This is a genomic window from Streptomyces sp. NPDC005728 (genome assembly GCF_040630895.1).
Lineage (GTDB): Bacteria > Actinomycetota > Actinomycetes > Streptomycetales > Streptomycetaceae > Streptomyces.
The window spans coordinates 20,981-45,571 of the sequence record NZ_JBEXYL010000047.1; the positions used below are offsets into that span (position 1 = coordinate 20,981).

Sequence of the window (24,591 nt, forward strand, 5' to 3'; positions counted from 1 at the left end):
ACCTCGAACGGCAGCCGCGCATGGCGATATGTCCTCACTCAGGGTGTCCACGCCCTGGTTCGACGAGACCGGCGGTGAGAGTTCCTGGCTCCCGGGATTCCTTCCCCGGTGACAGTGGCGGGACCGCGCCGGATTCGCACCGGCTTCCTCTCCTACCGCCGTACATGGCCCGGGCAGTCCACCACGCGCCCGGAAGGGCCGTCAACTTGCCTTTGACCTGGGACGCCGGACTGTGCTGAGGCCCACACTGCCGGCCCATCGGGCGCTGCGGGAACGACCGTGCGGCGCCGAATTCCACGCGCGCGGGCGGCACTCGGTGCTCCCCCGCGCCTTCACGTACGGTGATCATCCGCCAGGGCGCATACGTCCGTCCTGAGGGAACTCCCCGAGCCCGGCGAGCCGCTCCACGCGCCGCGGACACAAGTCCGCCCTGCCGCTCCGGCTGTTACGCCGGCCCGGCAGGGCGGAGGTGGACGTCGGAGTCCAGGCCCTCAGGCCTTGGCCACGATCAGATACATCCCGTAGGCCACCGCGGCCGCGCAGGCGGCGAAGCAGACGTACGCGCTCGTCACGGCCAGCGCCGCGGAGTTGCCCTGGGCCGCGGCCTTCTCCCGGCGGGAGAGTGCGGTGACGCCGAGGGTGAACAGGGCCACCAGGCCCACGGTCACCACGAGGCTGACGCCGAAGACGGAGCCGAGGGCCGCCCAGTCGATCTTCATGGGGTTGCTTCCTTCAGTGTCCGGATTCGGGGTCAGACCGTGGCGGCCGGCGGCGTCGCCGGAGCCGGCTCGGGAGCGGTCGGGGCCGGGATGGTGGCCGTCAGGTCCTCGGGGACGGCGCCCGCGGGGGGCGGGGTCACCGCGGCCATGGCGGTGGTCACCACGCCGGCCGGCTCGGCGGTGTCGTCGACCGCGTTGACGTTGCTGTGGTCGACGACCTCGCGGCGGGAGATCTTCCAGATCGCGGCGCTGGCGCCGATCAGGAAGACGGCGACGAGCGCGGTGCCCCAGTCACCCAGGTCCGTGACGGACTCGGCGCCCGCGCCGACCAGCGCGGCGGCCGGGAGGGTCAGCGCCCAGGCGACGAACATGCGGGTCGCGGTGGACCAGCGGACCACACCGCCCTTGCGGCCCAGGCCCGCACCCATCACGGAGCCGGAGACGACGTGGGTGGTGGAGAGGGAGAAACCGAGGTGGGAGGAGGCCAGGATGGCCGTGGCCGCGCTGGTCTGGGCGGCGAAGCCCTGGCGCGGCTCCAGGTCGGTCAGGCCCTTGCCCATGGTGCGGATAATGCGCCAGCCGCCGATGTAGGTGCCGAGCGCGATGGCCAGACCCGCGGAGAGGATGACCCAGGTGGGAGGGTTGGAGCCGGGGGCGATGGAGCCGCCGGCGACCAGGGCGAGGGTGATGATGCCCATCGTCTTCTGGGCGTCGTTGGTGCCGTGGGCGAGGGAGACCAGACCGGCGGAGGCGATCTGGCCGGCGCGGTAGCCCTTGCGGGTGGACTCGCTGTCGCCGTTCCTGTCGATGCCGTAGGAGAACCGGGTGGCGAGCATCGCCGCGAGACCGGCCACGATCGGCGCGGCGACCGCCGGCAGCAGCACCTTGGTGACCAGAGCCTCACCGTGGACGGCACCGAAGCCGGCGGAGGCGACGGTGGCGCCGATCAGACCACCCATCAGGGCGTGCGAGGAGCTGGAGGGCAGTCCCACCAGCCAGGTCAGCAGATTCCAGAGGATCGCGCCGACCAGGGCGGCGAATATGACCTCGGGACGGATGCCGGTCTCGTCGACGAGACCCTTGGAGATCGTGTTGGCGACCTCCACCGACAGGAAAGCCCCCACAAGGTTGAGGGCGGCGGACATGGCCACCGCGACCTTGGGCTTGAGCGCACCGGTCGAGATGGTCGTGGCCATCGCGTTGGCGGTGTCGTGGAAACCGTTCGTGAAATCAAACGCGAGTGCGGTTACCACCACAATCGCGAGGATCAGCGAGAAGTTTTCCATTTACCCAGGCAATCGTTCGACGTCATTGGCTGTTGGACCGTAGGCAACCTGAGTGAACGGAAGGTGAACTGGGGCGGGCGTCAGGGTGTCGTCAATGGGGGGTGGTGGTTTCGTTCGAGGCTGACGCCTCAAGCGCCGCTTGGCTGCCGGTCCCGCACGACGGTCCGCAGCCGCCCCGGCGGCCCGTCGAAGAGATTCCGGTCACCCGGCAGGCCGCCCCCCGGCGCCGTACTGCAGGGGTCGCGGTACGCGTTCCGGTCCGACGCACGCGGAAGGGCCGTTCCGCGCCGGGCGGCTGGCAGGATCGCGGCATGACTGAAGAGCGGCGGGACGCGGAACGGGAAGCGGCGCAGGCCTGGGAGGCGCTGGTCGCGACGGCCCGCCGGACCGTCGCCGACGGACTGGTCGTCGGCACCTCCGGCAACGTCTCCGCGCGCGTCGGGGACCTCGTGCTGGTCACCCCGTCGGGCGTGCCCTACGACCGGCTGACCCCGGACGACATCACCGGCGTCGACCTCGGCGGCCGGCAGGTGCTCGGCACGCTCGTGCCCACCAGCGAGCTGCCCATGCACCTCGCCGTCTACCGCACCACCGACGCCCGCGCCGTCGTCCACACCCACGCCGTGCACGCCACGGCCGTCTCCACCCTCGTGAGCGAGCTGCCCCCGGTCCACTACATGGCCGGCGCCCTCGGCGGCCGCGTTCGTGTCGCCGCCTACGCGACCTACGGCACCGACGAGCTGGCCGAGAACATACTCCGCGCCCTCGCCGACCGCTCCGGCTGCCTCCTGCAGAACCACGGCACGATCACCTACGGCAGCACCCTCGACCAGGCCTACGATCGCACCGCCCAGCTGGAGTGGATGTGCCGCCTGTGGCTGACGGCATCCTCCGTACCTGGCCTGACCCCCTCCCTGCTGACCGACGCCCAGATGACCGAGGCCGGGACGCGCTTGAAGGGGTACGGCCAACAGAAGTGACCCGCCACCTCTCGTGCCTGTTCCGCTGATCGCCGCTCGCCCTCCGCTGGCCGGCAGGGCCGACCCCCACGACACTGGACCCGTGCGCACAGTCAAAGCGACCGCCGCCGCACTCACCGCGGTCCTGGCCGCCGGCGCGGCATCCGTGGCCGCCGGGCGCCTGGCCAGTGACGCCGCGCTGAAGGCGCCCCCGGGCCGTCCGCTGCCCACCGAACCCCGGCTCACCGTGCACGGCACGGCCGCGGGGCGGATCACCCTCACCCGCGACCTGGCCTCCCTGCGCCCCGGCACCTACGGCCTGGCGGGCGACGGCTCCCACGCGGTCGTCGGCCCCGTCCTGGAGGCGGCCGAGCACACCGCCGACACCGTCGTACGCCGCCTGATACGGGTCACGCACGGCACCCTCGAATCCGGCGACGCCGTCTGGCTCACCCCGAACGTGTACGTCGGCAACCCGGGCGCCGCCCTCGGCCTCGACCACGCGGACGTCGACGTGCCCGGCGAACTCGGCTCCCTGCCCGCCTGGTTCGTGCCCGGGGCCAGGGACACCTGGGTGATCGCCGTGCACGGTCTCGGCACCACCCGCGAGCAGGCCATGAACCTCATGGAGTTCCTGCACGCCCGCCGCCTGCCGGTCCTCGCCCTCGCCTACCGCGGCGACCTCGGCGCCCCGCGCCCGCCGGACGGCCTGAACCACCTCGGCGAGACCGAGTGGCGCGATGTGGACGCGGCGATCCGCTACGCCGTCCGCTACGGCGCGGGCCGGGTCGTCCTCCTCGGCTGGTCCACCGGCGCCACCATGGCCCTGCGCGCCGCCGAGCGCTCCCCCGTGCGCGACCGGATCGCCGGGCTGGTCCTCGACTCGCCGGTGCTCAGCTGGCAGGCCACGCTGCGCGCCCTCGCCCAGGCCCGCCACACCCCGGAACCCCTGCTGCCGCTCGCGGTGCGGGCCGCGCAGGGCCGGGCCGGGCTGGACGCCGACCGGACCGCCGAGACCGCCCGGCTCGCCGTCCCCACCCTGATCGTCCACGGCCCCGACGACACGGTCGCGCCCTGGGAGTACTCCCGCCGCCTCGCCGCCCGCCGCCCCGACCGCGTCGCCCTGCACACCGTGCCGCAGGCCCCGCACGCGGCGATGTGGAACGCCGACCCGGAGGAGTACGAGGAACGGCTGCGCCGGTTCCTGACCCCGCTGATGTGAGGACGGCCCCGGCCGCCCCCGCACAAGCCGGAAGCCCCGGTTCCTTTCATTCCGTTCAAGGGCGTACGACTGGCCTGATCGTGACTCCGTGCCCGGCATCGGAACCGGTGCGTTGGCCAGCCCCGTCGCCCCCCGTGACATTCCGTTTGGGTTTTCGGACCGTCAACCGGAAGACTGCACCCCGTGACGTCCCGTATCCCGCGCGACTCCAGGCTTCGACTCGTCCGACCGCGACCCCTGGCCGCCGCCCCCACAGCTGTGAACCAGCGGCGCCCACGCCGCCCCGCACCCCGGCCGCCGGAGGGCACCCCGGCCCCCTCCGAACTGGCCAGAATGGCGCGTACGGGTCTGGCCGGCGCGGTCCGCATCGCCCGCTGGGCCGATACCGCCCTCGGTCCCGGTCGCGACGGTGCGACCACCGACGGCAAGGCCACCCTCTCCGACGCGACCACGGAACGGGCCGCCGCCGACCTGGGCCTGAGCGCCGCTCAGGTCCGCGCCGACTGGGACACCGCCCGCCTCGCCGGACTCGTCGAGGTGCACGGGGACAGCGCGCGCCCCGGTTGGCGCCTGCGCGCCTGGGACCGCGACGACAGCGCCGTGCTGCGCGGCTGGGTCGCCCTCTTCGACGCCTGGTCGCTCGCCTGCCCGGAACCCGCGGACCACGAGCCCGCCGCCGTCGCCGAGGTCGTCTCGGCCCTGCCCCAGGTGCTCTCCTTCCTCCAGCTCTCCGCCGGTCCCGTCCCGGTCGAGCAGCTGCTCGACCTGCTCCAGCAGCGGGTCACCGAACTGCGCACCGAGCGCTGCGAGGTCTCCTACGCGGCCGGCTCCGCCGAGTCCGCAGGGCCCCTCGGACCGGCGGAGCCCGCACCCGCCGGGGACACCCCGCTCGGCCCCCTGCTCGACTGGGCTCTCCAGGCCCTCGCCTCCGTCGGCGCCCTCACCTACGGCGACGCCCAGGCCACGCTCACCCCGCTGGGCAGCTGGGCGGTCTGGGTCAAGCTGGAGCAGATCTGCGTGGCTGCGCAGAGCCCCGCCGGGAACATCGAGCAGTCCGCCGAGGACATGCTCCGCGGCTGTGCCCAGCTCCGCCCCAACGCGGCCCGCGCCGAGTACCGCGCCTGGCTCGCCGCCCGTCCCGTCGGCAGCGCCGTCACCGAACTGCTCGGCGCCGCCCGCGGCGAGGACGCCCTGCTGCGCGGCCTCGCCTTCGAGGCGCTGCGCGTCGTCGGCGCCCCCGCCGAGCCCGACGTACGCGCCGTGGTGGACGAGTCGGCCCTGCGCCCGTACGCCCTGCTCTGGCTCGCCGAGCACGACGGCATCGACCCGGAGGACGCCCACGAGGTCCTCACCCGCGAGGAGGCCACCTGGCTGTGGGTCGACACCGCCGCCGCCGTCTCCGACCACGGCGAGACGGAGATGCTGGTACGGCACCTGGAGGCCGCCGTGCAGCCCACCGTCCCGGTACTGCTGGACGAGGTCCGCGCCGTCGGCCACCCGCGCACCGTGCAGGTCCTGGTCGCCCTGGCCGCCGCCCACCCCGACCCGGCCCTGGCCAAGGCCGTCCGCCGGGCCGCCTTCCAGGTGCACACCGGCGGATAGCCGGCGGACCGCGGGACCGGGACGCTCAGCCGCCGATCTCGGGGGCGTACGTGCCGAAGCTCCAGATGTTCCCCTCGGCGTCCCGGGCCATGTAGTCCCGTGAGCCGTAGTCCTGGTCCGTCGGGGGCATCAGGATCTCCACGCCGTGCTCCACGGCCCGCTGGTGGTGGGCGTCCACGTCGTCCACGACGACGTACACCCCCACGGGCCCCGCGTCCTTCATGGCCGCGTCGAACCGGCCGCCGCGGCCCTTGGAGCCGACCATCACCGCGCCGTGGCCCTGGACCAGCTCGGCGTGCATCACCATGCCGTCCTGCGTCTCGTACACCGACAGCTCGGTGAAGCCGAGGGCCTCCGTGAGCTGCCTGATCGCCGCCTTCGCGTCCGCGTAGAGCAGCGACGGGTAGATGCTCGGCCGTCCGCCCGTGCCTGCCATGCCGATCACTCCTTCGTGCGTCGGTTCGCCGTGGCATCGAGTCTTGCAGCCACCACTGACACGCCTCACCGGAACGTGTCGCACCGGTCCGGGTCCCCGGTCCGGAACCCCTGCTGGAACCACTCCTGCCGCTGCTGTGCCGACCCGTGCGTCCACGCCTCCGGCGTCACCCGCCCCTGGAACCGCTCCTGGATCCGGTCGTCGCCCACGGCCGCCGCCGCGTCCAGCCCGTCCCGGATGTCCGCCGCCGTCAGGCTGGTGATCAGCGGCCGCCCCGTCGACTCGTCCGGTGTCGTCGTCGCGTGGTGCGCCCACACCCCGGCGTAGCAGTCCGCCTGCAGCTCCGTCCGCACGGAGTTGCTGTTCGCGCCCGTCAGCCCGTCCTGCGTGCGGCCCAGCGTGCCCAGCAGGTCCTGCACATGGTGTCCGTACTCGTGCGCCACGACGTAGGCCTGCGCGAACGCCCCGCCGCTCGCCCCGAACTTCGTCCGCAGATCGTCGAAGAAGCCCAGGTCCAGATAGACCTTCCGGTCCCCGGGGCAGTAGAACGGCCCGACCGCCGCGGTTGCCGCGCCGCACGCGGTGCCGACCCGGCCGCTGAAGAAGACGGTCGGCGAGGGGGTGTAGGTGTCCCGACGGTCGCGGAACTCCTGCGACCAGTAGTCCTGCACGCTGTTGACCACCGCGACCATCCGGCAGTCGTCCCGGGCGTTCGCGTCCCGCCCGGTCCGGCAGGACTGCTGGACCTGCGCCAACGAGGAGGAGGTGGGTGCGGCCGAGTCGCCGCCCGAGGACAGCCCCAGCTGGTCCGGGCCGATCCCGAGGAAGAGCGCCAGCAGCAGGGCGATCAGCCCCACGATGCCGCCCCCCACGGTCGCCTTGCCGCCCGGAATCCGGCTCCCGCGCACATCCTGCACCTCGGAGGTGTCCAGGTTCGCGTCGTCGTCGAACTGCATGGGGTACCGCCTCCGCTCGCGTCACCCCCTGTACCTCTGACGACATCCTCACCCGCCGGTCGACGGGGTGCGAACGGGGCCGGACCGTGATCGAACACGGGTACACAGAAAAAGCGCTTGCATCGCCCCGTTAGACTTGGCCCATGGCCATTCTCCTCGCGCATTAGACGGCGGGAAGTTCCTCAGCCGCCCGCCCGCCAATCCCGTACGCCCTGGAGTCTGTCCGTGATCTCCGCCTCCGGTATCGAGCTGCGCGCCGGTGCGCGCATTCTCATCGAGAACGCCACCTTCCGTGTCGCCAAGGGCGACCGCATCGGCCTCGTCGGCCGCAACGGCGCAGGCAAGACCACCCTCACCAAGGTCCTCGCCGGCGAAGGTGTCCCCGCCGGCGGCAACGTCACCCGCTCCGGAGAGGTCGGCTACCTCCCGCAGGACCCCCGCACCGGCGACCTCGACGTGCTCGCCCGCGACCGCGTCCTGTCCGCGCGCGGTCTCGACGTCCTGATCCGCAAGATGCGCGAGAACGAGGAGCGCATCGCCAACGGCAAGGGCACCACCCGCGACAAGGCCATGAAGCAGTACGAGCGCCAGGAGACGGAGTTCCTCACCAAGGGCGGGTACTCCGCCGAGGCCGAGGCCGCCACCATCGCCGCCGCGCTCAACCTGCCCGACCGCGTGCTCGGCCAGCCCCTGCACACCCTCTCCGGCGGTCAGCGCCGCCGTATCGAGCTGGCCCGCATCCTCTTCTCGGACGCCGACACCCTGCTCCTGGACGAGCCGACCAACCACCTCGACGCGGACTCGATCATCTGGCTGCGCGACTACCTGAAGACCTACCGCGGCGGCTTCATCGTGATCTCCCACGACGTCGACCTGGTCGAGACGGTCGTCAACAAGGTCTTCTACCTGGACGCCAACCGTTCCCAGATCGATGTCTACAACATGGGCTGGAAGCTCTACCAGCAGCAGCGCGAGGCCGACGAGAAGCGCCGCAAGCGCGAGCGGCAGAACGCCGAGAAGAAGGCCGCGGCACTGAACGCGCAGGCCGACAAGATGCGCGCCAAGGCCACCAAGACGGTCGCCGCGCAGAACATGGCCCGCCGCGCCGACAAGCTGCTCTCCGGTCTGGAGGCGGTCCGGCAGTCCGACAAGGTCGCCAAGCTCCGCTTCCCGGAGCCCGCGCCCTGCGGCAAGACCCCGCTGACGGCCGAGGGCCTGTCGAAGTCGTACGGCTCCCTGGAGATCTTCACCGACGTCGACCTCGCCATCGACAAGGGTTCGCGGGTCGTCATCCTCGGCCTCAACGGCGCCGGCAAGACCACCCTGCTGCGGCTGCTCGGCGGGGTGGAGCGGCCCGACACCGGCGAGGTCGTCCCCGGCCACGGCCTCAAGCTCGGCTACTACGCCCAGGAGCACGAGACCCTGGACGCCGAGCGCACGGTCCTGGAGAACATGCGCTCGGCCGCCCCCGACATGGACCTCGTCGAGGTCCGCAAGGTGCTGGGCTCGTTCCTGTTCTCCGGCGACGACGTCGACAAGCCCGCCGGGGTCCTCTCCGGCGGTGAGAAGACCCGTCTCGCCCTGGCGACCCTGGTCGTCTCCTCCGCGAACGTCCTGCTCCTGGACGAGCCGACCAACAACCTCGACCCCGCCAGCCGCGAGGAGATCCTCGGCGCCCTGCGCACCTACAAGGGCGCGGTCGTCCTCGTCACCCACGACGAGGGCGCCGTCGAGGCGCTCCAGCCGGAGCGGATCATTCTGCTGCCGGACGGTGTCGAGGACCTGTGGGGCGCCGATTACGCGGATCTCGTCGCCCTGGCTTGATCGAAAGCCTGATCCACTGCGTATGGATCATTCGGCGGATCCGTGATCCATCATCTGTGTGAGATCTCCTCGTATCGAGGTGTGTCGTACATCGATTTCGCGGCCGATCCCTTGGCTCCCAAGGGATCGGCCGCTTCGCGTCCCTGACCTGGCACTTCGCGAATCCACTCGTTCGGCCCTGTGGACACATCACTGTGGAATCACAGATTCCGTATGTGGGGGTGTGCTCCTGTCGTCACAACGATGTCTCACGGACCTTGCCGAATGGGTGGCCATCACGCCCCGGAGGGGTGATCATGAGGAGACCAGAGCGCACTTCCCATGAGGAGGCACGGGTGGCCGAGACTCTGAAGAAGGGCAGCCGGGTGACCGGCGCCGCGCGCGACAAGCTCGCGGCAGACCTGAAGAAGAAGTACGACTCCGGTGCGAGCATCCGGGCGCTGGCCGAGGAGACCGGCCGCTCGTATGGCTTCGTACACCGGATGCTCAGCGAGTCGGGCGTCACGCTTCGTGGGCGTGGCGGAGCGACGCGGGGCAAGAAGGCCGCGGCGTCCTGACTTCGGGCGGCCCATCGGCTTCGATGGTGGCCACCCGGTCGGTCGGCTGATCGACCGGGTGGTTACTGTGCAGTCACTTAGCATGCCGTCATGGCAATGCGTGATGACCGCACTCATCGGAGGCGCCCCATGGCTTCGCCCGACCAGGACCTCGCTCCTGTACTCGACAAGGACGGCGTACGGCTCACCGTCGACGACGCGCTCGCCACGGTGACGCTGACCAATCCGGCCAAGCGCAACGCACAGAGCCCCGCTCTGTGGCGGGCGCTCGCCGAGGCCGGCCGGCTGCTGCCGGGCTCCGTCCGTGTTGTCGTGCTGCGCGGCGAGGGCAAGTCCTTCTCCGCCGGGCTGGACCGGCAGATGTTCACCCCGGAGGGGATCCCGGGCGAGCCGACCTTCACCGATCTCGCGCGCCGTGACGACGCCGGGCTCGACGCGGCCATCGCCGAATTCCAGGAGGGCTTCACCTGGTGGCGGCGGAACGACGTCGTGTCCATCGCCGCTGTCCAGGGGCACGCCATCGGCGCCGGGTTCCAGCTGGCGCTCGCCTGCGACCTGCGGGTCGTCGCCGACGACGTGCAGTTCGCCATGCGTGAGACCGCCCTCGGCATCGTCCCCGACCTGACCGGCACGCATCCCCTGGTCGGCCTGGTCGGGTACGCCCGCGCGCTCGAAATCTGTGTGACCGGGCGGTTCGTCGGGGCGGAGGAAGCGGTGACGGCCGGGCTGGCCAACCTCGCGGTGCCCGGAGGGGAACTGGACGGTGCGGTACGGGACCTGGCCGCGGCGCTCCTGGCTGCGCCGCGGGACGCGGTGGTGGAGACCAAGGCCTTGCTGCGGGGCGCGGCCGACCGCACGTACGACGAGCAGCGCGCTGCCGAGCGGGCTGCCCAGGGACGCCGACTGCGGGACCTGGCCGGCGTCGGCGAATGAGCCGCGCGGTCAGCCGACTTCCGTGACCAGCACCGCCACGGTCGGATGATCCCCCAGTGCGTGCCGTACCGCCGCACGCACCTTCCGGGCCACCTCCACGGCCCGGTAGTCCGTCCCCACCGCCACCTCCACCCGGACGTGGCGGTGGGACAGCGACGTGTCCCCCGCGCGCTGCTCGATGTGCACCGCTCGGCCCAGTCCCCCCAGGGAGCCCGTCAAGCGGGACACCCCGGGGACGGAGAGCGCCGCGGCGACCACGCGGGACTCGTCCGGGTCCGTGGTCTCCCTGGCGGGCGGCGGCTGCGGTGCACGGACCGCGGCCCCCTGCCCGTCCGCCGGGTCCCACAGGTCCGTCACCCGGAGGTCGACCACCGGGACCGTGAGGCCCAGAAGGTCCGTCGCGGCCGTCGCCAGGGTCTGCCGCAGGCGGGACGCCGTCTCCGGCAGGGGCTCGGCGGCCGTGGCCGCGAAGTCCGCCGTCACCCGGAGCGCGCCCGGAGGCAGGGCGCTCGGCGGAGGCGGTACGACGGGTTCGCGGACATCCTCCGGATCGGCCAGCGTGATGCGCAGTGCGCCGAGGCGCACCCCCGGAACCCCGGAAGCCACCGCACGCCCCAGGACCGCCACGGCCGCCGCCTCCGTGATCCACGCCCCGTCGCGCGGGCCGCCGAGCGGAAGCAGCCTGCCCAGCCCCAGCTGCCGCCCTACTGCCTGTGCCCATCGATCCGCCGTCATTCCTCCAGCCTGCCGCACACCCGGCGCGGGACCGAGCATCCTTGCTTACGGTGGTGGCAGGACGACTACCGAGAGGGACGTGCGGCGATGACCGAGATGACGACGACCCCGGATGGTGGCAGCGAGCCGCAGGTGTCGACCCGCAAGGCCACCAAACGCGGCGGAGGAGACCCGGCGACCCGAGGGCGGACGACCATCGCCGACGGTGTCGTGGAGAAGATCGCCGGCCTGGCCGCCCGGGACGTGCTCGGCGTGCACGCCATGGGCAGCGGGCTGGCCCGTACGTTCGGGGCCGTGCGCGACCGGGTGCCGGGCGGTACGAAGTCGGTGACCCGGGGTGTGAAGGCCGAGGTCGGCGAGGTGCAGACGGCGCTCGACCTGGAGATCGTCGTGGACTACGGCGTGTCCATCGGCGATGTGGCCCACGCGGTCCGGGAGAACGTGATCGCCGCCGTGGAACGCATGACCGGACTCGAAGTCGTCGAGGTCAACATCGCGGTGAGCGACGTCAAGCTCCCCGACGAAGAGGAAGAGGAGCCCGAGGCGCCCCGGATCCAGTGAGGAGCCGGGCCGCCGACCCCCGCACACCCGACGAACAGAGGAGCGCTGCATGAACATGGCCGTGGTCGGCATGATCGCCGGAATGGCCCTGGGGTTCGCCGGGTACTTCGGCGGGTTCGGAGCCTTCCTGCTGGTGGCGGCGCTGGGTGCCGTCGGGTTCGTCGCCGGCCGGTTCCTGGAGGGCGATCTCGAGCTGGGTGACTTCTTCCGTACCCGCGGCGACCGGCACGACCGGCGGCGGTGACCGCCGTGAGCACGGAGACCGGCCCGACCCGCCGGCCCCTGGACCTCGTGCCGCCCGGCGAGCGCGGTGCCACCCGGATCGCCGACCGGGTGGTCGCGAAGATCGCAGCCCAGGCCGCCCGCGAGGCGCTCGCCCCGCTGCCCGAAGGCGCCGCGGCCCCGCACGCCACGGTCGTCGTACGCCCCCACTCTCGGCTTCGCTCGAGCGGGGGGACCCCCATCGAGACGGCCCGTGTCCGCGTCCATCTCGAACTCGGCTATCCGTGCGACGTGGGCGCGCGCTGCGCCGCCGTGCGTCGCCATGTCGCGGAGCGGGTAGGCGTGTTGGTGAGCATGGAGGTGCCGGAGGTCGCCGTCCAGGTCGAGCGACTGCATCTGACACCGGCACCCGGCGCGTCCCACGGGAGGACGCCATGAGCGAACCCCGGCCACCCGTCCTCGACCTCGACAAGACCGACGACGCCCCACCGTCCCTGCTTCCCGAGGGCAGCGGCCGATTCTGGTCGGCGCGCCGTGTCCCGGCGGGCGTCGTCGCCCTGCTCCTCCTCGTCGGCGCGGGCGTCCTCCTGTACGACATCGCCGCCGTGCGCGCCCACCGTCCCGCGATGCACTGGCGCCGCGCACTGGCACAGCAGCTCGCCGAGCGGCCCCTGGACAACACCTGGGTGCTGGCCGGCGCGGGTGTCGCCGCCGCTCTCGGCCTGTGGCTGATCGTGCTCGCCGTCACCCCGGGCCTGCGGGACCTGCTCCCCATGCGGCGCCCGCACCCCGACGTCCGCGCCGGACTCCGGCGCGAGGCGGCCGCCCAGGTGCTGCGCGACCGGGCCATGGAGGTCTCCGGCGTGCGGGCGGTACGGGTGCGGATGCGCCGCAAGCGGGCCGACGTCCGCGCGGTCTCCCACTTCCGCGACCTGGACGAGGTGCACGCCGACCTGGACGCCGTGCTCGCCGACGCGGTCCGGGGGCTCGGAGTGAGCCGTCCGCCCGCGCTGTCGGTGCGGGTCCGGCGCCCCGCACGGAAGGGGTGAGGCGGATGCGCGGCGGTGCCGTCAACCGCGTTCTGCTCGCAATCGCGGGCCTGCTGCTGCTCGCCCTGGGCGGCTCGGTACTGGCCGTGGGTCTGGGCGCACCGCCACCGCACTGGTGGCTGCACACCGGCCCGCACGACGTCCTGCTCAGCAGCGCCGAGCGCACCCGTTGGCGGGACGCCGACTGGTGGTGGCCGACAGTCATCGCCGCCCTGGCCCTCCTCGTGCTGCTCGCCCTGTGGTGGCTCACCTCGGTCCTGCGCCGGCGCCGCCTGACCGAGGTCCTGGTGGACACCGGCGACGGCGAGGGCGCCCTGCTGCGCGGCAAGGCCCTGGAGTCCGTCCTGGCCGAGGACGCGGCCCGCGGGCAGGGCGTGTCCCACATCGAGACCCTGTTGACGGGTCGTCGTACGACTCCCGCGGTACGGGCCTGGCTTCGACTGGAGCCGGATGTGGATCCGGGGACGGCACTGGCCGACTTCACGGCCCAGGCGTTGACCCACGCACGAGAGTCGGCGGGCTTGGCATCACTTCCGGCGGAGGTGCGACTACGAGCAGTCAAACACCGGGCGGAAAGGGTGGCTTGACCTAGGGGCGCGGGGAACTGCGCGACCAGCCCCCACGCCGCCGCACCCAGAACGCACCCTCAGAACCCGTGCCGCATCCCCCCATCCACAGGCACCATGATCCCCGTCAAATAGGAAGCCGCCGGAGACAACAGAAACGCAGAAACCCGACCGAACTCCTCCGGCTTCCCGTACCGCCGCAACGGAATCCGGGACTCGTTCGCCGCCCGGGTGGCCTCGGGATCCGCGGACAACCCGTCGAGTTCGCGCACGCGATCCGTGTCGATACGAGCCGGCAGCAGCCCCACCACCCGAATGCCCCGCGGCCCCAGCTCGTCGGCGATCGACTTGGCGAACCCGGCGAGCCCGGGCCGCAGCCCGTTGGAGATGGTCAGCGCTGGAATCGGCTCGTGCACCGAGCCGGACAGCACGAACCCGATGACCCCGCCCGGCTCCAGCTCGGCCGCCGCCGCGCGAGCGAACCGCACCGCGCCGAGGAACACCGAATCGAACGCGTCCCGCCACTGCTCGTCCGTGTTGTCGGCGACGAACCCGGGCGGCGGGCCGCCGACGCTGACGAGGACTCCGTGGAAGCCGCCGAAGTGCTCCCGGGCGGCCGCGATGAGCCGCTCGGGCGCGCTCGCGTCGGCGTTGTCGACGGCCACGCCGAGCACGTCCGGGCCCAGTTCGGCGGCGGCGTCGGCCACCCGCTTCTCGTCCCGGCCGGTGATGACCACCTTCGCCCCGTCGGCCACCAGCTCCCGCGCGGCGGCGTTGCCCAGTCCGCGCGTGGCGCCGGTGACGATGTACACCCGGTCCTTCAGTCCAAGATCCATGGCCCCTATCCTGCCCCGTGCCCGGCCTCTGTGGTCCCGCCGCCCCCGAACAGGGTGAGGGCGGTGTTCACCAGCGCGATGTGGCTGAACGCCTGCGGGAAGTTGCCCACCTGGCGGCCCAGGCCGGGGTCGTACTCCTCGGCCAGCAGCCCCACGTCGTTGGTCAGGCTCACCAGCTGCTCGAACAGTTCCCGGGCCTCGTCCGTGCGGCCCGTCATGTGCAGGGCGTCCGCGAGCCAGAACGAGCAGGCGAGGAAGGAGCCCTCGCCGCCCGGCATCCCGTCGACCCCGATCGCGTCGGTGTCGTAGCGGCGCACGAAACTGCCGTGGCCCAGGTCCGCGCGGATCGCGTCGACCGTACCGATCACGCGCGGATCGTCGGGCGGCAGGAAGCCGACGCGGGGGATCAGCAGCAGGGAGGCGTCCAGCTCGCGCGAGCCGTAGTACTGGGTGAAGGTCCTGCGCCGGGGGTCGTAGCCCTGCTCGCACACCTCCCGGTGCACCTCGTCGCGCATCGCACGCCAGCCCTCCAGGTCGCCCTTCAGCTCGTGGTACTTCTCCAGCGTCCGGACGGCGCGGTCGGCGGCCACCCACACCATCACCTTGGAGTGCACGAACTGGCGCCGGCCGCCGCGCACCTCCCACAGGCCCTCGTCGGGCTGCCGCCACGCCGACTGCAGGAACGTCATCAGCGCGCACTGCAGCGACCACATGTGCGGCTTGGTGGGCAGGCCCGCGCGGCGCGCCAGCGACAGCGAGTCCATGACCTCGCCGTACACGTCCAGCTGGAGCTGCTCGACGGCGCCGTTGCCGACGCGTACGGGCGTGGACCCGGCGAAGCCGGACAGCCAGGGCAGCTCCCACTCCGGCAGCCGCCGCTCACCCGCGAGCCCGTACATGATCTGCAGGTCCGCCGGGGCGCCCGCGACCGCGCGCAGCAGCCAGTCGCGCCAGGCCTCGGCCTCCTTGTGGTAGCCGGCGGCGAGCAGGGCGCCGAGGGTGAGGGTGGAGTCGCGCAGCCAGCAGTAGCGGTAGTCCCAGTTGCGCACACCGCCCGGCTCCTCGGGCAGCGAGGTGGTGGCCGCGGCGACGATGCCGCCCGTCGGGGCGTACGTGAGAGCCTTGAGCGTGATCAGGGACCGTACGACGGCGTCCCGGTACGGCCCGTCGTAGCGGCAGTGGGACGTCCACCGCCGCCAGTCCCGGACGCTGGTGCTCAGCACGTCATAGGGGTCGACGAGCCGGGGACGCGGCTCGTGCGAGGGGTGCCAGGTGAGCACGAACGCGACCCGCTCGCCCTCGGCGACCGTGAACTCCGCGTGGGTGCCGAAGTCCTCGCCCCAGATGTGCACATGGGGCTCGGTGCGCAGCCACACCGAGTCCGGTCCGGCGACGGCCACCCGATGGCCGTCGGAGCGCCGCATCCACGGCATGACGGACCCGTAGTCGAAGCGCAGCCGGAGCGTGCTGCGGACGGTGACGCGCCCGCTGACGCCCTCCACGATGCGTACGACGTCGGGGGCGCGGTCGCGCTGCGGCATCAGGTCGGTGACGCGTACCGTCCCCTCGGCGCTCTGCCACTCGGTGTCGAGGACGAGGGTGTCGGGCCGGTAGGCGCGGCGCGTACAGGTGTCCGCCCCCTTCGGCGCGATCCTCCAGTGGCCGTTGTCCTCGTCGCCCAGGAGCCGTGCGAAGCAGGCACCGGAGTCGAAGCGGGGCAGGCACAGCCAGTCGATCGAGCCGTCCCTGCCGACCAGTGCCGCGGTCTGTTCGTCGCCGATGAGGGCGTAGTCCTCGATGCGCGCGTTCACGGGATGCGGGTTCCCGGCGGCCCTGGGGGCCAACCAGGTGGTGCGCCGGGGGAGTGACGGCGGCCCGGGACCTGCCCGGGGTCACACGGCGGCCGGTTCCGTCTCCTCCGGCTGCTCCTCGGCCGCGGCCTCCTCGCGGTCACGGATCTCGCGCCGGACCAGGGACCACCAGCCGACCGGGACGGCTGCGGCGAACAGCCACCACTGGATCATGTAGGCGTAGTTCAGCGGGGCGTCCTCGCGGCCGGGGTCGGAGATCTGCTCCGGGGAGCCGCCCTTGGGCTCGGGGGCCGTCTGCTCGACGTAGCCGCCGAGCACCTTCGCGCCGAGCCGCCGCGCCTCCTCCGCACTGTTGATCAGCATGATCTGCCGGTCCGGCAGGCCCTTGACGTTCTTGATGCCGCTCGCCGCGGTGGTCTCGTCCGCCTTCAGCCGCCCGGTGATCGTGGTGCGTCCGGCGGGCGGCGCGGGGATCTTGGGAAACGCGGTCTGCACGCCGTTGGCCGGGATCCAGCCGCGGTTGACCAGCAGCACCTTGCCGTCGGACAGGACGAGCGGGGTCAGGACATGGAAGCCGACCTCGTCGTCGGAGTTGGTCCGGCGCCGGACCACGACCTCCCGGGAGGTGTCGAAGGTGCCGGTCGCGGTGACCGTGCGGTACTTCTCGGTGTGGGTCACGGTGTGCCCGGGGGAGGTGAGCTGCTCCACGGGGACCGGATCGGCGTGCAGCGCCCGGGAGACCAGGTCGTTGCGGGCGGTGCGCTCCTCGTACCGGTGCTGCTGCCAGAAGCCGAGCCGGATCATCGTCGGGATCAGCGCGATCGCGAAGAGGGTGAGGATCACCCACTGGCGGGTCAGCAGGAAGCGGTAGCGGTGCACCCCACGACGTTACCTCCGGGCCGTGGGGTGCCTTCAGGCGGGTACCGCGTCACACGCGGTCGACAATTCCCACCTTTCCCTCGGCGCGGGCGCAGTGCGCGCCGCAGTAGAAGTCGCCGTCCGCCTCCACGCCCTGGCCGATGATCGAGACCTTGCAGTGCTCGCAGATGGGGGCCATGCGGTGGATCGCACAGGAGAAGCAGTCGAACACGTGTACAGAACCCTGTGCGTGGACCTCGAAGGTCATCCCGTAGTCATTTCCGCAGACTTCGCAGTTCGCCATGCGCCACAGGGTGAGCCGTCGCCCTCGCCGTGGGTCGACGGGCGCCGGGCGAGTCGCGGGGAATCACCCGTTTGTACGGTCATCTGCCTGCGGCGTCACTCGTCGGCGGGCTCGACATCCCGCAGCAACTGGCCGAACGCGGCCTCGTCGACGACCGGCGTGCCGAACTGCTTCGCCTTGACCACCTTCGAGGTGCCCGAGTCGGGGTCGTTGGTGACCAGCAGGCTGGTCAGCCGGGACAGACTCGTCGCCACGTGCAGCCCGGCGTCGGTCGCCCGGTCCTCCAGCATCTCCCGCTCGGTGGAGGTGTCCCCGGAGAACGCCACCCGCATGCCCTGTTTGAGGTGTTTGCCGTCTTCGTACCGCCCCGGGTTGGGATAGGGGCAGGCGGGCCGCTTCCGGGACGGCCGCCAACCGGACTGCCGGTAGCCGCCGTAACCCCCGCTCGCCTGTCGACCGATCCGGGGCGAGTCCGACCACTCCGTCAGCGGCCGGCACTCCAGCAGCGGCAGCCGTACACCGCCCGCCGCCGCGGCCCGCAGACTGGGCCGGAACGCCTCGGCGAGCACGCGCGCGTCGTCCAGCGCGTGGTGCGCACGCTGCTGTACGACCCCGAAGTGCGCCGCCAGCGACTCCAGCTTGAAGTTGGGCAGCGGCAGCGCCAGCTCCTTGGACAGCGCGATGGTGCACAGCCGCTGACGCACCGGCGCCTCGCGCTGTGCGCGCGCGTACTCGCGCGCGATCATCTGCCAGTCGAAGACCGCGTTGTGCGCGACCAGCACTCGGCCGTCGAGCCGCGCGGCGAACTCCTCGGCGACGTCGGCGAACAGCGGCGCCCCTGCCAGCACCTCGCTCGTCAGACCGTGTATCCACACGGGGCCCGGATCGCGCTCCGGGTTGACCAGGGTGTACCAGTGGTCCTCGACCTCGCCGCGCACGTCCAGCCGGTAGACGGCCGCGGAGATGATCCGGTCTTCCCGGGCCAGGCCGGTGGTCTCCACGTCAACGACCGCGTATCCCTTCGGATACGCGGCCGGCCACTGGGTGGGGGAGGACACTGCGGTCGCACGGTCTTCGAGCATGGTCACTGAGGATACGGGCCGTGACTGACAGCGCTGTCCCTCAGGGGCCCGCCCCGCTCCTCGCATGCGGCCCCCTGCTCGATCGCCGCACGCGCGTGCGTGCCCGCAATGCGGCGGACCCGCAGGACGGTTCGGGGCGCCGGCCGGGCGTCACCTCGGCGCCGTCACCGGCGGGATTCCGGCGCCGGGCATGCTCCGTGCGGTGCGAGCAGCGCCCCCACCAGCGCCCGCACGGCGGTGACGAACAGCCGCTCGGCGTCCACCGGGCGGGCCAGCGCGCGGGCCAGGGCGGGGTCGTCGCCGGCGGCCTCCGCGCCCCACAGCTCCTCCTCGTCGGGCCGCTGCACCGGGGCGCGCTCGCGGTTGCGCTCGACCAGCACATGACCGACGACCTGGAACTGCACCGCCCGCACGAACTCGGCGGCCCGGGAGCCGCGCAGGCCCGCCGCGTGTGCCTCGCGCACCAGGGCCTGCTGGGCGGGCAGGAACATCCGCTCGGTCAGGCCGCGCTCGTGCACCAGGGCCACCAGGTGCGGGCGGTCGCGCAACTGCCGGCGCAAGGCGCGCGCGACGGAGACGACCCGCTCTTCGGGCGTGCGCCCCAGGGGGCGGATCTCGCCCAGGCCGGCCACGGTCCGCTCCACCAGGGCGTCCAGCAGGGCCTCACGGCCCCCGACGTGCCAGTAGATCGAGGTGACGGCGGTGCCCAGCTCGGCGGCGAGCCCCCGCATGGTCAGCGCGTCCGGGCCGTGCTGCCGCACCAGGTCGGCGGCGGCCTCCAGGACCTCCTCCCGGCTGAGCGTCCCTTTCGGCATGATCCTCCCAACTCCCGTCGGTGCACGCATATTTACCCCGCACCCCGGCTGCTGTAACTGTGTTACAGATGACGGCCCGTCAGGAGAAGGGCGGTAGGGCGCATGGCACGCGTACGGTACGGAGCACGGACCGAGCGGGAGATCGCCGCCACAAGCACCGCGAGCGCGCGGCTCCCCGACATCTGGTCCACCGGAGTGGTGGCCGTCTGGGAGACCGACCCGGACGCGGTCGCGGCGGTGCTGCCACCACCCCTGAAACCCACGGGCAGCCCGCTCGTCCGGGTGAACATCAGCAAGGTCGACCTGCCCGGGTACCCGCTCGGCGCGGGCTCCTTCGCGGTCGCCGCAGCGCACGGCGGCGTCGAGGGCTGGTACCCGCTGGTGATGCCGATGACCCACGAGCGCGCCCTCACCGGCGGCCGTGAGGTCTTCGGAGAGCCCAAGAAGCTCGGCGAGGTGACCGTCGAACGCGAGGGCCTCCTCGTACGGGCGTCGCTGGCCCGGTACGGCATCGCCTTCGTGGAGGTGCGCGGCGCGGTGAGCGGCGACCTGCCCCTCCCGGAACCGTCCCGCAAGACCGACTTCTACTTCAAGTTCCTTCCCGCGGTGGACGGTTCGGGATTCGACGCCGACCCCGTGCTGGTGCACTGCGTACGGCACGAGAGGGTGCGCAGGCTGGAGCGCGTCACCGGCGACGTCGTGCTGCGCGAGTCCCTGTACGACCCCGTCGCCGACCTCCCCGTGCTGCGTCTGCGGGAGATCACCCTCGGCGAGAAGACCAGCGACCAGAGCGGCCGGGTCGTCGAACGGGTCGACGCACAGGCCCTGCTGCCGTACGTCCACCAGCGCTACGACGACCCGCTGCAGATCCATGACGGGCCTCCCGAAGGGAGCGTGTGATGGACCTGAGGGCAGGACAGGTTGCCGTCGTCACCGGGGCGGCGAGCGGGATCGGGCTGGCGATGGCACGACGGTTCGCGGCCGAGGGCCTGAAGGTCGTCCTCGCCGACGTCGAGGCGGCGGCGCTGGACAAGGCCGCGGCGGACCTGCGCGCGGAGGGCGCCGACGTGCACGCGCGCGTGGTCGACGTCGCCGTGCGCGAACAGGTCGTGGAGCTGGCCGAGTCGGCGTACGAGACCTACGGCGCCGTGCACGTCCTGTGCAACAACGCGGGGGTCGGCTCGGGCGCCGAAGGGCGCATGTGGGAGCACGAACCGAACGACTGGCAGTGGGCCTTCGCCGTCAACGTGTGGGGCGTCTTCCACGGTGTCCAGGCGTTCCTGCCACGGATGATCAAGTCCGGTCAACCCGGTCATGTCGTCAACACGTCCTCCGGTGACGGCGGTATCGCGCCCCTGCCGACCGCCTCCGTGTACGCGGTCACCAAAGCGGCAGTCGTCACCATGACCGAGTCCCTGTACGCCCACCTGAAGGCGGAGCACGCGCGCGTGGGCGCCTCGGTGCTCTTCCCCGGACCGCACATGCTGCGCACCGGCCTGTGGGAGTCGCACCGCAACCGGCCCGCCCGCTACGCCAAACAGCGGCCCCGGAAGACGCCGTACCGCAGCCTCGGCCAGTGGGAGGCGGCGATGCGCGACGCCGGCAGGGAGGTCCGCTTCACGCCCGTCGAGGAGGTCGCCGGGCTGGTCGTGGACGGCATCCGCGCCGACCGCTTCTGGCTGCTGCCGGCGAGCGAGCACAGCGACGGCCAGATCCGCGCCCGGGCGCGCTCGATGCTGGACCGCGCGAACCCGACGTACCTCGAAAGCTTCGTACTCGATTGACCGGGAGGCTGTTGTGACCAGCCAGGACCCGTACCTGATCATCTCCTCCGACTGCCACGCCGGGCTGCCCACCGAGCAGTACCGGCCCTACCTGGAGTCCCGTTTCCACCGGGACTTCGACGCGTTCCTCGCGGGCCGCGACCGGCGCCGCGAGGAGATGACCCGGCTCGGCATCCGCAACGAGACGTTCGCGGCCAAGTGGTTCCACGACAACGAGGAGGGCCTGCGCGGCGGCTGGGACAGCGCACAGCGCGTGAAGGAGCTGGACGGGGACGGCGTGGCCGCCGAGGTGGTCTTCCCGGACGCCGACGCCGTGGACAGCCGGACGGCCGCACCCTTCGGCGTGGGCCTCGGCCTCTCCGGCGACCAGGATCCGGACCTCGGCATGGCGGGCGCCCAGGCGCACAACCGCTGGCTCGCGGAGTTCGTGTCCGAGCACCCCGAACGGCACTGCGGAGTGGCCCTGCTGCCGGTCACCGGTGAGACCGGCAAGGTGGTCGCCGAGGTGTACCGGGCCAAGGAGTCCGGCCTCGGCGCCCTGATGATCCCCGCCATGTGGGCCGGCCGGGAGCCTTACCACGACCGCCGTTACGACCCGGTGTGGGCGGCCGCCGCCGAGTGCGGGATGCCGGTGCTCACCCACTCCGGCGCCGCCCCGCGCGAGGAGTACGGCGACCACCTCGGTATCTACGTCAGCGAGGTGACCTGGTGGCCCGCCCGGCCGCTGTGGTTCCTGCTCTGGTCCGGGGTCTTCGAACGCCATCCCGGACTGCGGTTCGGGGTCGCGGAGTCGGGCTGCTGGTGGCTGCCCAACCTGCTGTGGTTCATGGACCGCCTCTACCTCGGGGCGCACGGCGGCAAGAAGCTCTCGCCGTTCCAGGAGCTGAAGCGCCCTCCGCACGAGTACCTCGACCGGCAGGTCTTCGTCTGCGCCACCAACACCAAGCGGCGCGAGCTGGCCCAGCGGTACGAGATCGGCGTCGACAACATCCTCTGGGGCAGCGACTTCCCGCATCCCGAGGGCACCTGGCCCGACACGCGCGCGTGGCTGCGGCGCACCTTCCACGACATCCCGGTGAGCGAGACGCGCCGGATGCTGGGCCTGGCCGCGGCGGAGGCCTTCGGCTTCGACGTACGCCGGCTGACGCCCCTGGCCGAACGCATCGGCCCCACACCGGCCGACCTCGGCCAGCCGGCCGACCAGACGGCCGTGGAGGCCTCCTGGGCGCGCTCGCGCGAGGTGGGCCGGCACTGGCTGACCGACCACGACTTCCCGACGCTGGGGGTGACGCAGTGAGCGACCGGTACACGGTGATCTCCGCCGACTGCCATGCGGGAGCCGATCTCCTCGACTACAAGCCGTACCTGGAGAAGCGCTACCACGACGAGTTCGACGTCTGGGCGGCCACCTACGTCAACCCCCACGAGGACCTGCTCGCCGACTCGGCCGACCGGAACTGGAACTCCGAGCGGCGCCTCGCGGAGCTGGAGGCGGACGGGATCGTCGCGGAGGTGATCTTCCCGAACACCATCCCGCCGTTCTTCCCGTCCGGCTCCCTGATGGCCCCGGCCCCGACCGGCGAGGACCTCGATCGGCGCTGGGCCGGCCTGCGCGCCCACAACCGCTGGCTGGCGGACTTCTGCGCGGCCGCGCCCGGCCGCAGGGCCGGTGTCTTCCAGATCCTCCTGGGCGACGTCGAGGAGGCGGTCAGGGAGATCCGCCGGGCCGCCTCGGCGGGCCTCAGGGGCGGCCTGATGCTGCCCGGCACCCCGCCGGGCTCCGGCCTGCCCGAGCTGTACTCGCGCGCGTACGACCCGGTCTGGGCCGTCTGCGCGGAACTCGGCGTCCCCGTCAACCACCACGCGGGCTCCGCCTCCCCGCCGCTCGGCGACGAACCGGCCGCCCGCGCGGTCTTCATGGTCGAGACGACCTGGTTCTCCCACCGAGCGCTGTGGCACCTGGTCTTCGGCGGTGTCTTCCGCCGCCACCCCGGACTGCAGCTGGTCCTCACCGAGCAGGGCTCCGGCTGGATCCCCGGGGTCCTCGACATGCTGGACTACTACCACGGCCGTCTGGTCGCGGCCGCCTCGAAGGCCGACACCGCCGAGGCCAAGTTCGGGGCCGGCCTGGCCCAGAGCATGGGCGAGGCGCCGTCCCGGGTCTGGCGCGACCACTGCTACGTCGGCGCGAGCTTCATGCGCCCGCACGAGGTCCCGCTGCGCGACCGCATCGGCATCGACAAGATCATGTGGGGCAGCGACTACCCGCACGACGAGGGCACCTACCCGTACACCCGCGAAGGCCTGCGGTTCGCCTTTCCGGGCGTCCCGCGCGCGGAGCTGGCGGCCGTGCTCGGTGGCAACGCGGCCCGCGTCTACGGCTTCGACCTGGACCTCCTGGACCCCATCGCGGCGAAGGTGGGCCCGACGGTGGAGGAGATCGCCGAGCCCCTGGAGGAGCCGCCGGCGGATGCGACGAGCCCGGTGTTCGCGCGGGGGGCGAGGGTGCGGGTGTGGTGAGGCGGGGATTTCGGTGCGGGTGCGGGTGCGGGTGCGGGTGCGGGTGCGGGTGCGGGTGCGGTGAGGTGCGGGGCGTCGGTGCGCGCCCGGTCACTCCCGGGGTGCGATCCTCCGTCGTGTGACGGAGGAAGCAACCCACGACGAGGCGCACGGCGGCGCGCTCGGCTCCCGGCTGAACTGGCTGCGCGCGGCCGTGCTGGGCGCGAACGACGGCATCGTCTCCACCGCGGGCCTCGTCGTCGGCGTGGCGGGCGCGACCCAGGACCGGGCCGCCCTGCTCACCGCAGGACTCGCCGGTCTGCTCGCCGGGTCGATGTCCATGGCGGCGGGCGAGTACGTCTCGGTCTCCACCCAGCGTGACTCCGAGGTGGCCGCGCTGGCCGTGGAGAAACGGGAACTGAAGGAGCAGCCGGAGGCCGAACTGGAGGAACTGGCCGAACTGCTGCGCACGCGCGGCCTGTCCGCGGACGTGGCCCGGGAGGCCGCGGAACAGCTCACCGCGCGGGACGCGCTGAAGGCGCACGCGCGCGTGGAGCTGGGCATCAACCCGGACGAGCTGGCCAACCCCTGGCACGCGGCCTGGGCGAGTCTCCTGTCCTTCACGGTGGGCGCGCTGCTCCCCTTGCTGGCCATCGTCCTGCCGCCGGCCGGGTGGCGGCTCCCGGTCACCGTGGTGTCCGTGCTGGCCGCGCTCGTCCTGACCGGCTGGAGCAGCGCCCGGCTGGGCGCGGCCGACCCGAGGCGCGCGATGCTGCGGAACGTGGTGGGCGGGGCGCTCGCGATGGGGGTGACGTACGGGGTGGGGAGCTTGCTCGGCGCGGCCGGGGTGTAGCGCGGCCGCCGCGCCGTACCCGCTGGTCCGAGGCACCCTCGCCGAGCGTCCCGCAGTGGCGACGGCGTACCGTGAAGTGCGCTCGACCACCCCCTGAGCACACCGCACGACACCCCGCACGA

27 protein-coding genes and 1 riboswitch are annotated in these 24,591 nt (G+C 72.5%); of the genes, 16 read left to right on the top strand and 11 right to left on the bottom strand.

All coding sequences use genetic code 11. From position 1 onward, the window contains the following. Positions 1–57: 57 nt before the first annotated feature. Positions 58–199, bottom strand: a riboswitch (cobalamin riboswitch). 292 nt (positions 200–491) lie between these two features. Together ABZ471_RS27795 and ABZ471_RS27800 are read right to left on the bottom strand one after the other, a co-directional pair. Continuing rightward, entirely contained in the window at positions 492–719 is a 228-nt protein-coding gene (locus ABZ471_RS27795) for a hypothetical protein (RefSeq protein WP_359070014.1), read from the bottom strand. A gap of 32 nt (positions 720–751) precedes the next feature. Continuing rightward, a complete protein-coding gene (locus tag ABZ471_RS27800; protein WP_359070015.1) occupies positions 752–2,005 on the bottom strand; it encodes an inorganic phosphate transporter in 1,254 nt (417 codons plus the stop codon). A 311-nt stretch (positions 2,006–2,316) separates the two neighbouring features. Between ABZ471_RS27800 and ABZ471_RS27805 the strand changes: the two genes are divergently transcribed. The 3 genes from ABZ471_RS27805 (at position 2,317) to ABZ471_RS27815 (ending at position 5,788) form a co-directional block, all read left to right on the top strand. Continuing rightward, a complete protein-coding gene (locus ABZ471_RS27805; protein ID WP_359070016.1) occupies positions 2,317–2,985 on the top strand; it encodes a class II aldolase/adducin family protein in 669 nt (222 codons plus the stop codon). An 82-nt stretch (positions 2,986–3,067) separates the two neighbouring features. Beyond that, positions 3,068–4,186 (top strand): alpha/beta fold hydrolase, encoded by a 1,119-nt coding sequence (locus tag ABZ471_RS27810; protein WP_359070018.1) that lies wholly within the window; start codon positions 3,068–3,070, stop codon positions 4,184–4,186. Positions 4,187–4,369: 183 nt separating this feature from the next. Then, the gene (locus ABZ471_RS27815) at positions 4,370–5,788 is read left to right on the top strand and encodes a hypothetical protein (protein ID WP_359070020.1); all 1,419 of its coding nucleotides are present in this window, start codon (positions 4,370–4,372) and stop codon (positions 5,786–5,788) included. Positions 5,789–5,813: 25 nt separating this feature from the next. Here the strand turns inward: ABZ471_RS27815 and ABZ471_RS27820 are convergent, their stop codons facing one another. Beyond that, entirely contained in the window at positions 5,814–6,224 is a 411-nt protein-coding gene (locus tag ABZ471_RS27820; protein WP_359070022.1) for a VOC family protein, read from the bottom strand. Between the two features lie 65 nt (positions 6,225–6,289). Beyond that, entirely contained in the window at positions 6,290–7,180 is an 891-nt protein-coding gene (locus ABZ471_RS27825) for a neutral zinc metallopeptidase (RefSeq protein WP_359070023.1), read from the bottom strand. Positions 7,181–7,405: 225 nt separating this feature from the next. On the opposite strand from ABZ471_RS27825, the gene ABZ471_RS27830 reads away from it, so the two are divergent. The 3 genes from ABZ471_RS27830 to ABZ471_RS27840 all read left to right on the top strand — a co-directional run bounded on the left by ABZ471_RS27830 (position 7,406) and on the right by ABZ471_RS27840 (position 10,494). Beyond that, positions 7,406–9,004: an ABC-F family ATP-binding cassette domain-containing protein gene (locus ABZ471_RS27830; RefSeq protein WP_359070024.1), complete on the top strand. Its 1,599-nt coding sequence runs from the start codon at positions 7,406–7,408 to the stop codon at positions 9,002–9,004. A 335-nt stretch (positions 9,005–9,339) separates the two neighbouring features. Beyond that, positions 9,340–9,561 (top strand): helix-turn-helix domain-containing protein, encoded by a 222-nt coding sequence (locus ABZ471_RS27835; RefSeq protein ID WP_018533414.1) that lies wholly within the window; start codon positions 9,340–9,342, stop codon positions 9,559–9,561. 129 nt (positions 9,562–9,690) lie between these two features. After that, positions 9,691–10,494 carry an enoyl-CoA hydratase/isomerase family protein gene (locus ABZ471_RS27840; RefSeq protein WP_359070025.1) on the top strand — a complete coding sequence of 268 codons (804 nt, stop codon included), beginning with the start codon at positions 9,691–9,693 and terminating at the stop codon, positions 10,492–10,494. Positions 10,495–10,503: 9 nt separating this feature from the next. Here ABZ471_RS27840 and ABZ471_RS27845 read toward each other — a convergent pair whose 3' ends face one another. Beyond that, positions 10,504–11,229, bottom strand: coding sequence for a nucleopolyhedrovirus P10 family protein (locus ABZ471_RS27845; RefSeq protein WP_359070027.1), 726 nt, complete (start codon positions 11,227–11,229; stop codon positions 10,504–10,506). A gap of 87 nt (positions 11,230–11,316) precedes the next feature. On the opposite strand from ABZ471_RS27845, the gene ABZ471_RS27850 reads away from it, so the two are divergent. From ABZ471_RS27850 to amaP, 5 genes are read left to right on the top strand one after another with little or no spacing between them, the layout of a single operon-like run. Continuing rightward, positions 11,317–11,790 (top strand): Asp23/Gls24 family envelope stress response protein, encoded by a 474-nt coding sequence (locus ABZ471_RS27850; RefSeq protein WP_359070029.1) that lies wholly within the window; start codon positions 11,317–11,319, stop codon positions 11,788–11,790. Positions 11,791–11,839: 49 nt separating this feature from the next. Beyond that, positions 11,840–12,034, top strand: coding sequence for a hypothetical protein (locus ABZ471_RS27855; protein WP_359070030.1), 195 nt, complete (start codon positions 11,840–11,842; stop codon positions 12,032–12,034). 5 nt (positions 12,035–12,039) lie between these two features. Then, a complete protein-coding gene (locus tag ABZ471_RS27860; protein WP_359070031.1) occupies positions 12,040–12,450 on the top strand; it encodes a hypothetical protein in 411 nt (136 codons plus the stop codon). Then, positions 12,447–13,061 (top strand): DUF6286 domain-containing protein, encoded by a 615-nt coding sequence (locus ABZ471_RS27865; RefSeq protein WP_359070032.1) that lies wholly within the window; start codon positions 12,447–12,449, stop codon positions 13,059–13,061. The genes ABZ471_RS27860 and ABZ471_RS27865 overlap by 4 nt, the downstream gene beginning before the upstream one ends. Before the next feature lie 5 nt (positions 13,062–13,066). Next, positions 13,067–13,648: an alkaline shock response membrane anchor protein AmaP gene (gene amaP / locus ABZ471_RS27870; RefSeq protein ID WP_359070034.1), complete on the top strand. Its 582-nt coding sequence runs from the start codon at positions 13,067–13,069 to the stop codon at positions 13,646–13,648. A 59-nt stretch (positions 13,649–13,707) separates the two neighbouring features. On the opposite strand, the gene ABZ471_RS27875 is transcribed toward amaP, so the two are convergent. From ABZ471_RS27875 to ABZ471_RS27900, 6 genes are all read right to left on the bottom strand, one after another. After that, positions 13,708–14,463 carry an SDR family oxidoreductase gene (locus ABZ471_RS27875; protein ID WP_359070036.1) on the bottom strand — a complete coding sequence of 252 codons (756 nt, stop codon included), beginning with the start codon at positions 14,461–14,463 and terminating at the stop codon, positions 13,708–13,710. Positions 14,464–14,468: 5 nt separating this feature from the next. Further along, positions 14,469–16,274 carry a glycoside hydrolase family 15 protein gene (locus ABZ471_RS27880; RefSeq protein ID WP_359070037.1) on the bottom strand — a complete coding sequence of 602 codons (1,806 nt, stop codon included), beginning with the start codon at positions 16,272–16,274 and terminating at the stop codon, positions 14,469–14,471. An 81-nt stretch (positions 16,275–16,355) separates the two neighbouring features. Next, entirely contained in the window at positions 16,356–17,153 is a 798-nt protein-coding gene (locus ABZ471_RS27885; RefSeq protein WP_359070038.1) for an SURF1 family protein, read from the bottom strand. 49 nt (positions 17,154–17,202) lie between these two features. Next, positions 17,203–17,436, bottom strand: coding sequence for a hypothetical protein (locus ABZ471_RS27890; protein ID WP_359070040.1), 234 nt, complete (start codon positions 17,434–17,436; stop codon positions 17,203–17,205). 95 nt (positions 17,437–17,531) lie between these two features. Next, positions 17,532–18,518 carry a DEDDh family exonuclease gene (locus ABZ471_RS27895; protein WP_359070041.1) on the bottom strand — a complete coding sequence of 329 codons (987 nt, stop codon included), beginning with the start codon at positions 18,516–18,518 and terminating at the stop codon, positions 17,532–17,534. A gap of 164 nt (positions 18,519–18,682) precedes the next feature. Beyond that, positions 18,683–19,333: a TetR family transcriptional regulator gene (locus tag ABZ471_RS27900; RefSeq protein ID WP_359070043.1), complete on the bottom strand. Its 651-nt coding sequence runs from the start codon at positions 19,331–19,333 to the stop codon at positions 18,683–18,685. Positions 19,334–19,435: 102 nt separating this feature from the next. Between ABZ471_RS27900 and ABZ471_RS27905 the strand changes: the two genes are divergently transcribed. From ABZ471_RS27905 to ABZ471_RS27925, 5 genes are all read left to right on the top strand, one after another. Next, on the top strand, positions 19,436–20,233 hold the full coding sequence (locus tag ABZ471_RS27905) for an acetoacetate decarboxylase family protein (RefSeq protein ID WP_359070044.1): 798 nt from the start codon (positions 19,436–19,438) through the stop codon (positions 20,231–20,233). Next, positions 20,233–21,117 carry an SDR family NAD(P)-dependent oxidoreductase gene (locus ABZ471_RS27910; RefSeq protein WP_359070045.1) on the top strand — a complete coding sequence of 295 codons (885 nt, stop codon included), beginning with the start codon at positions 20,233–20,235 and terminating at the stop codon, positions 21,115–21,117. Before ABZ471_RS27905 ends, ABZ471_RS27910 begins: the two co-directional genes overlap by 1 nt. A 13-nt stretch (positions 21,118–21,130) precedes the next feature. Further along, on the top strand, positions 21,131–22,414 hold the full coding sequence (locus ABZ471_RS27915; RefSeq protein ID WP_359070046.1) for an amidohydrolase family protein: 1,284 nt from the start codon (positions 21,131–21,133) through the stop codon (positions 22,412–22,414). Beyond that, entirely contained in the window at positions 22,411–23,637 is a 1,227-nt protein-coding gene (locus ABZ471_RS27920; RefSeq protein WP_359070048.1) for an amidohydrolase family protein, read from the top strand. The genes ABZ471_RS27915 and ABZ471_RS27920 overlap by 4 nt, the downstream gene beginning before the upstream one ends. A 118-nt stretch (positions 23,638–23,755) precedes the next feature. Next, positions 23,756–24,469, top strand: a complete 714-nt coding sequence (locus ABZ471_RS27925) for a VIT family protein (RefSeq protein ID WP_359070050.1) — start codon at positions 23,756–23,758, stop codon at positions 24,467–24,469. The last annotated feature ends 122 nt before the right edge of the window (positions 24,470–24,591 follow it).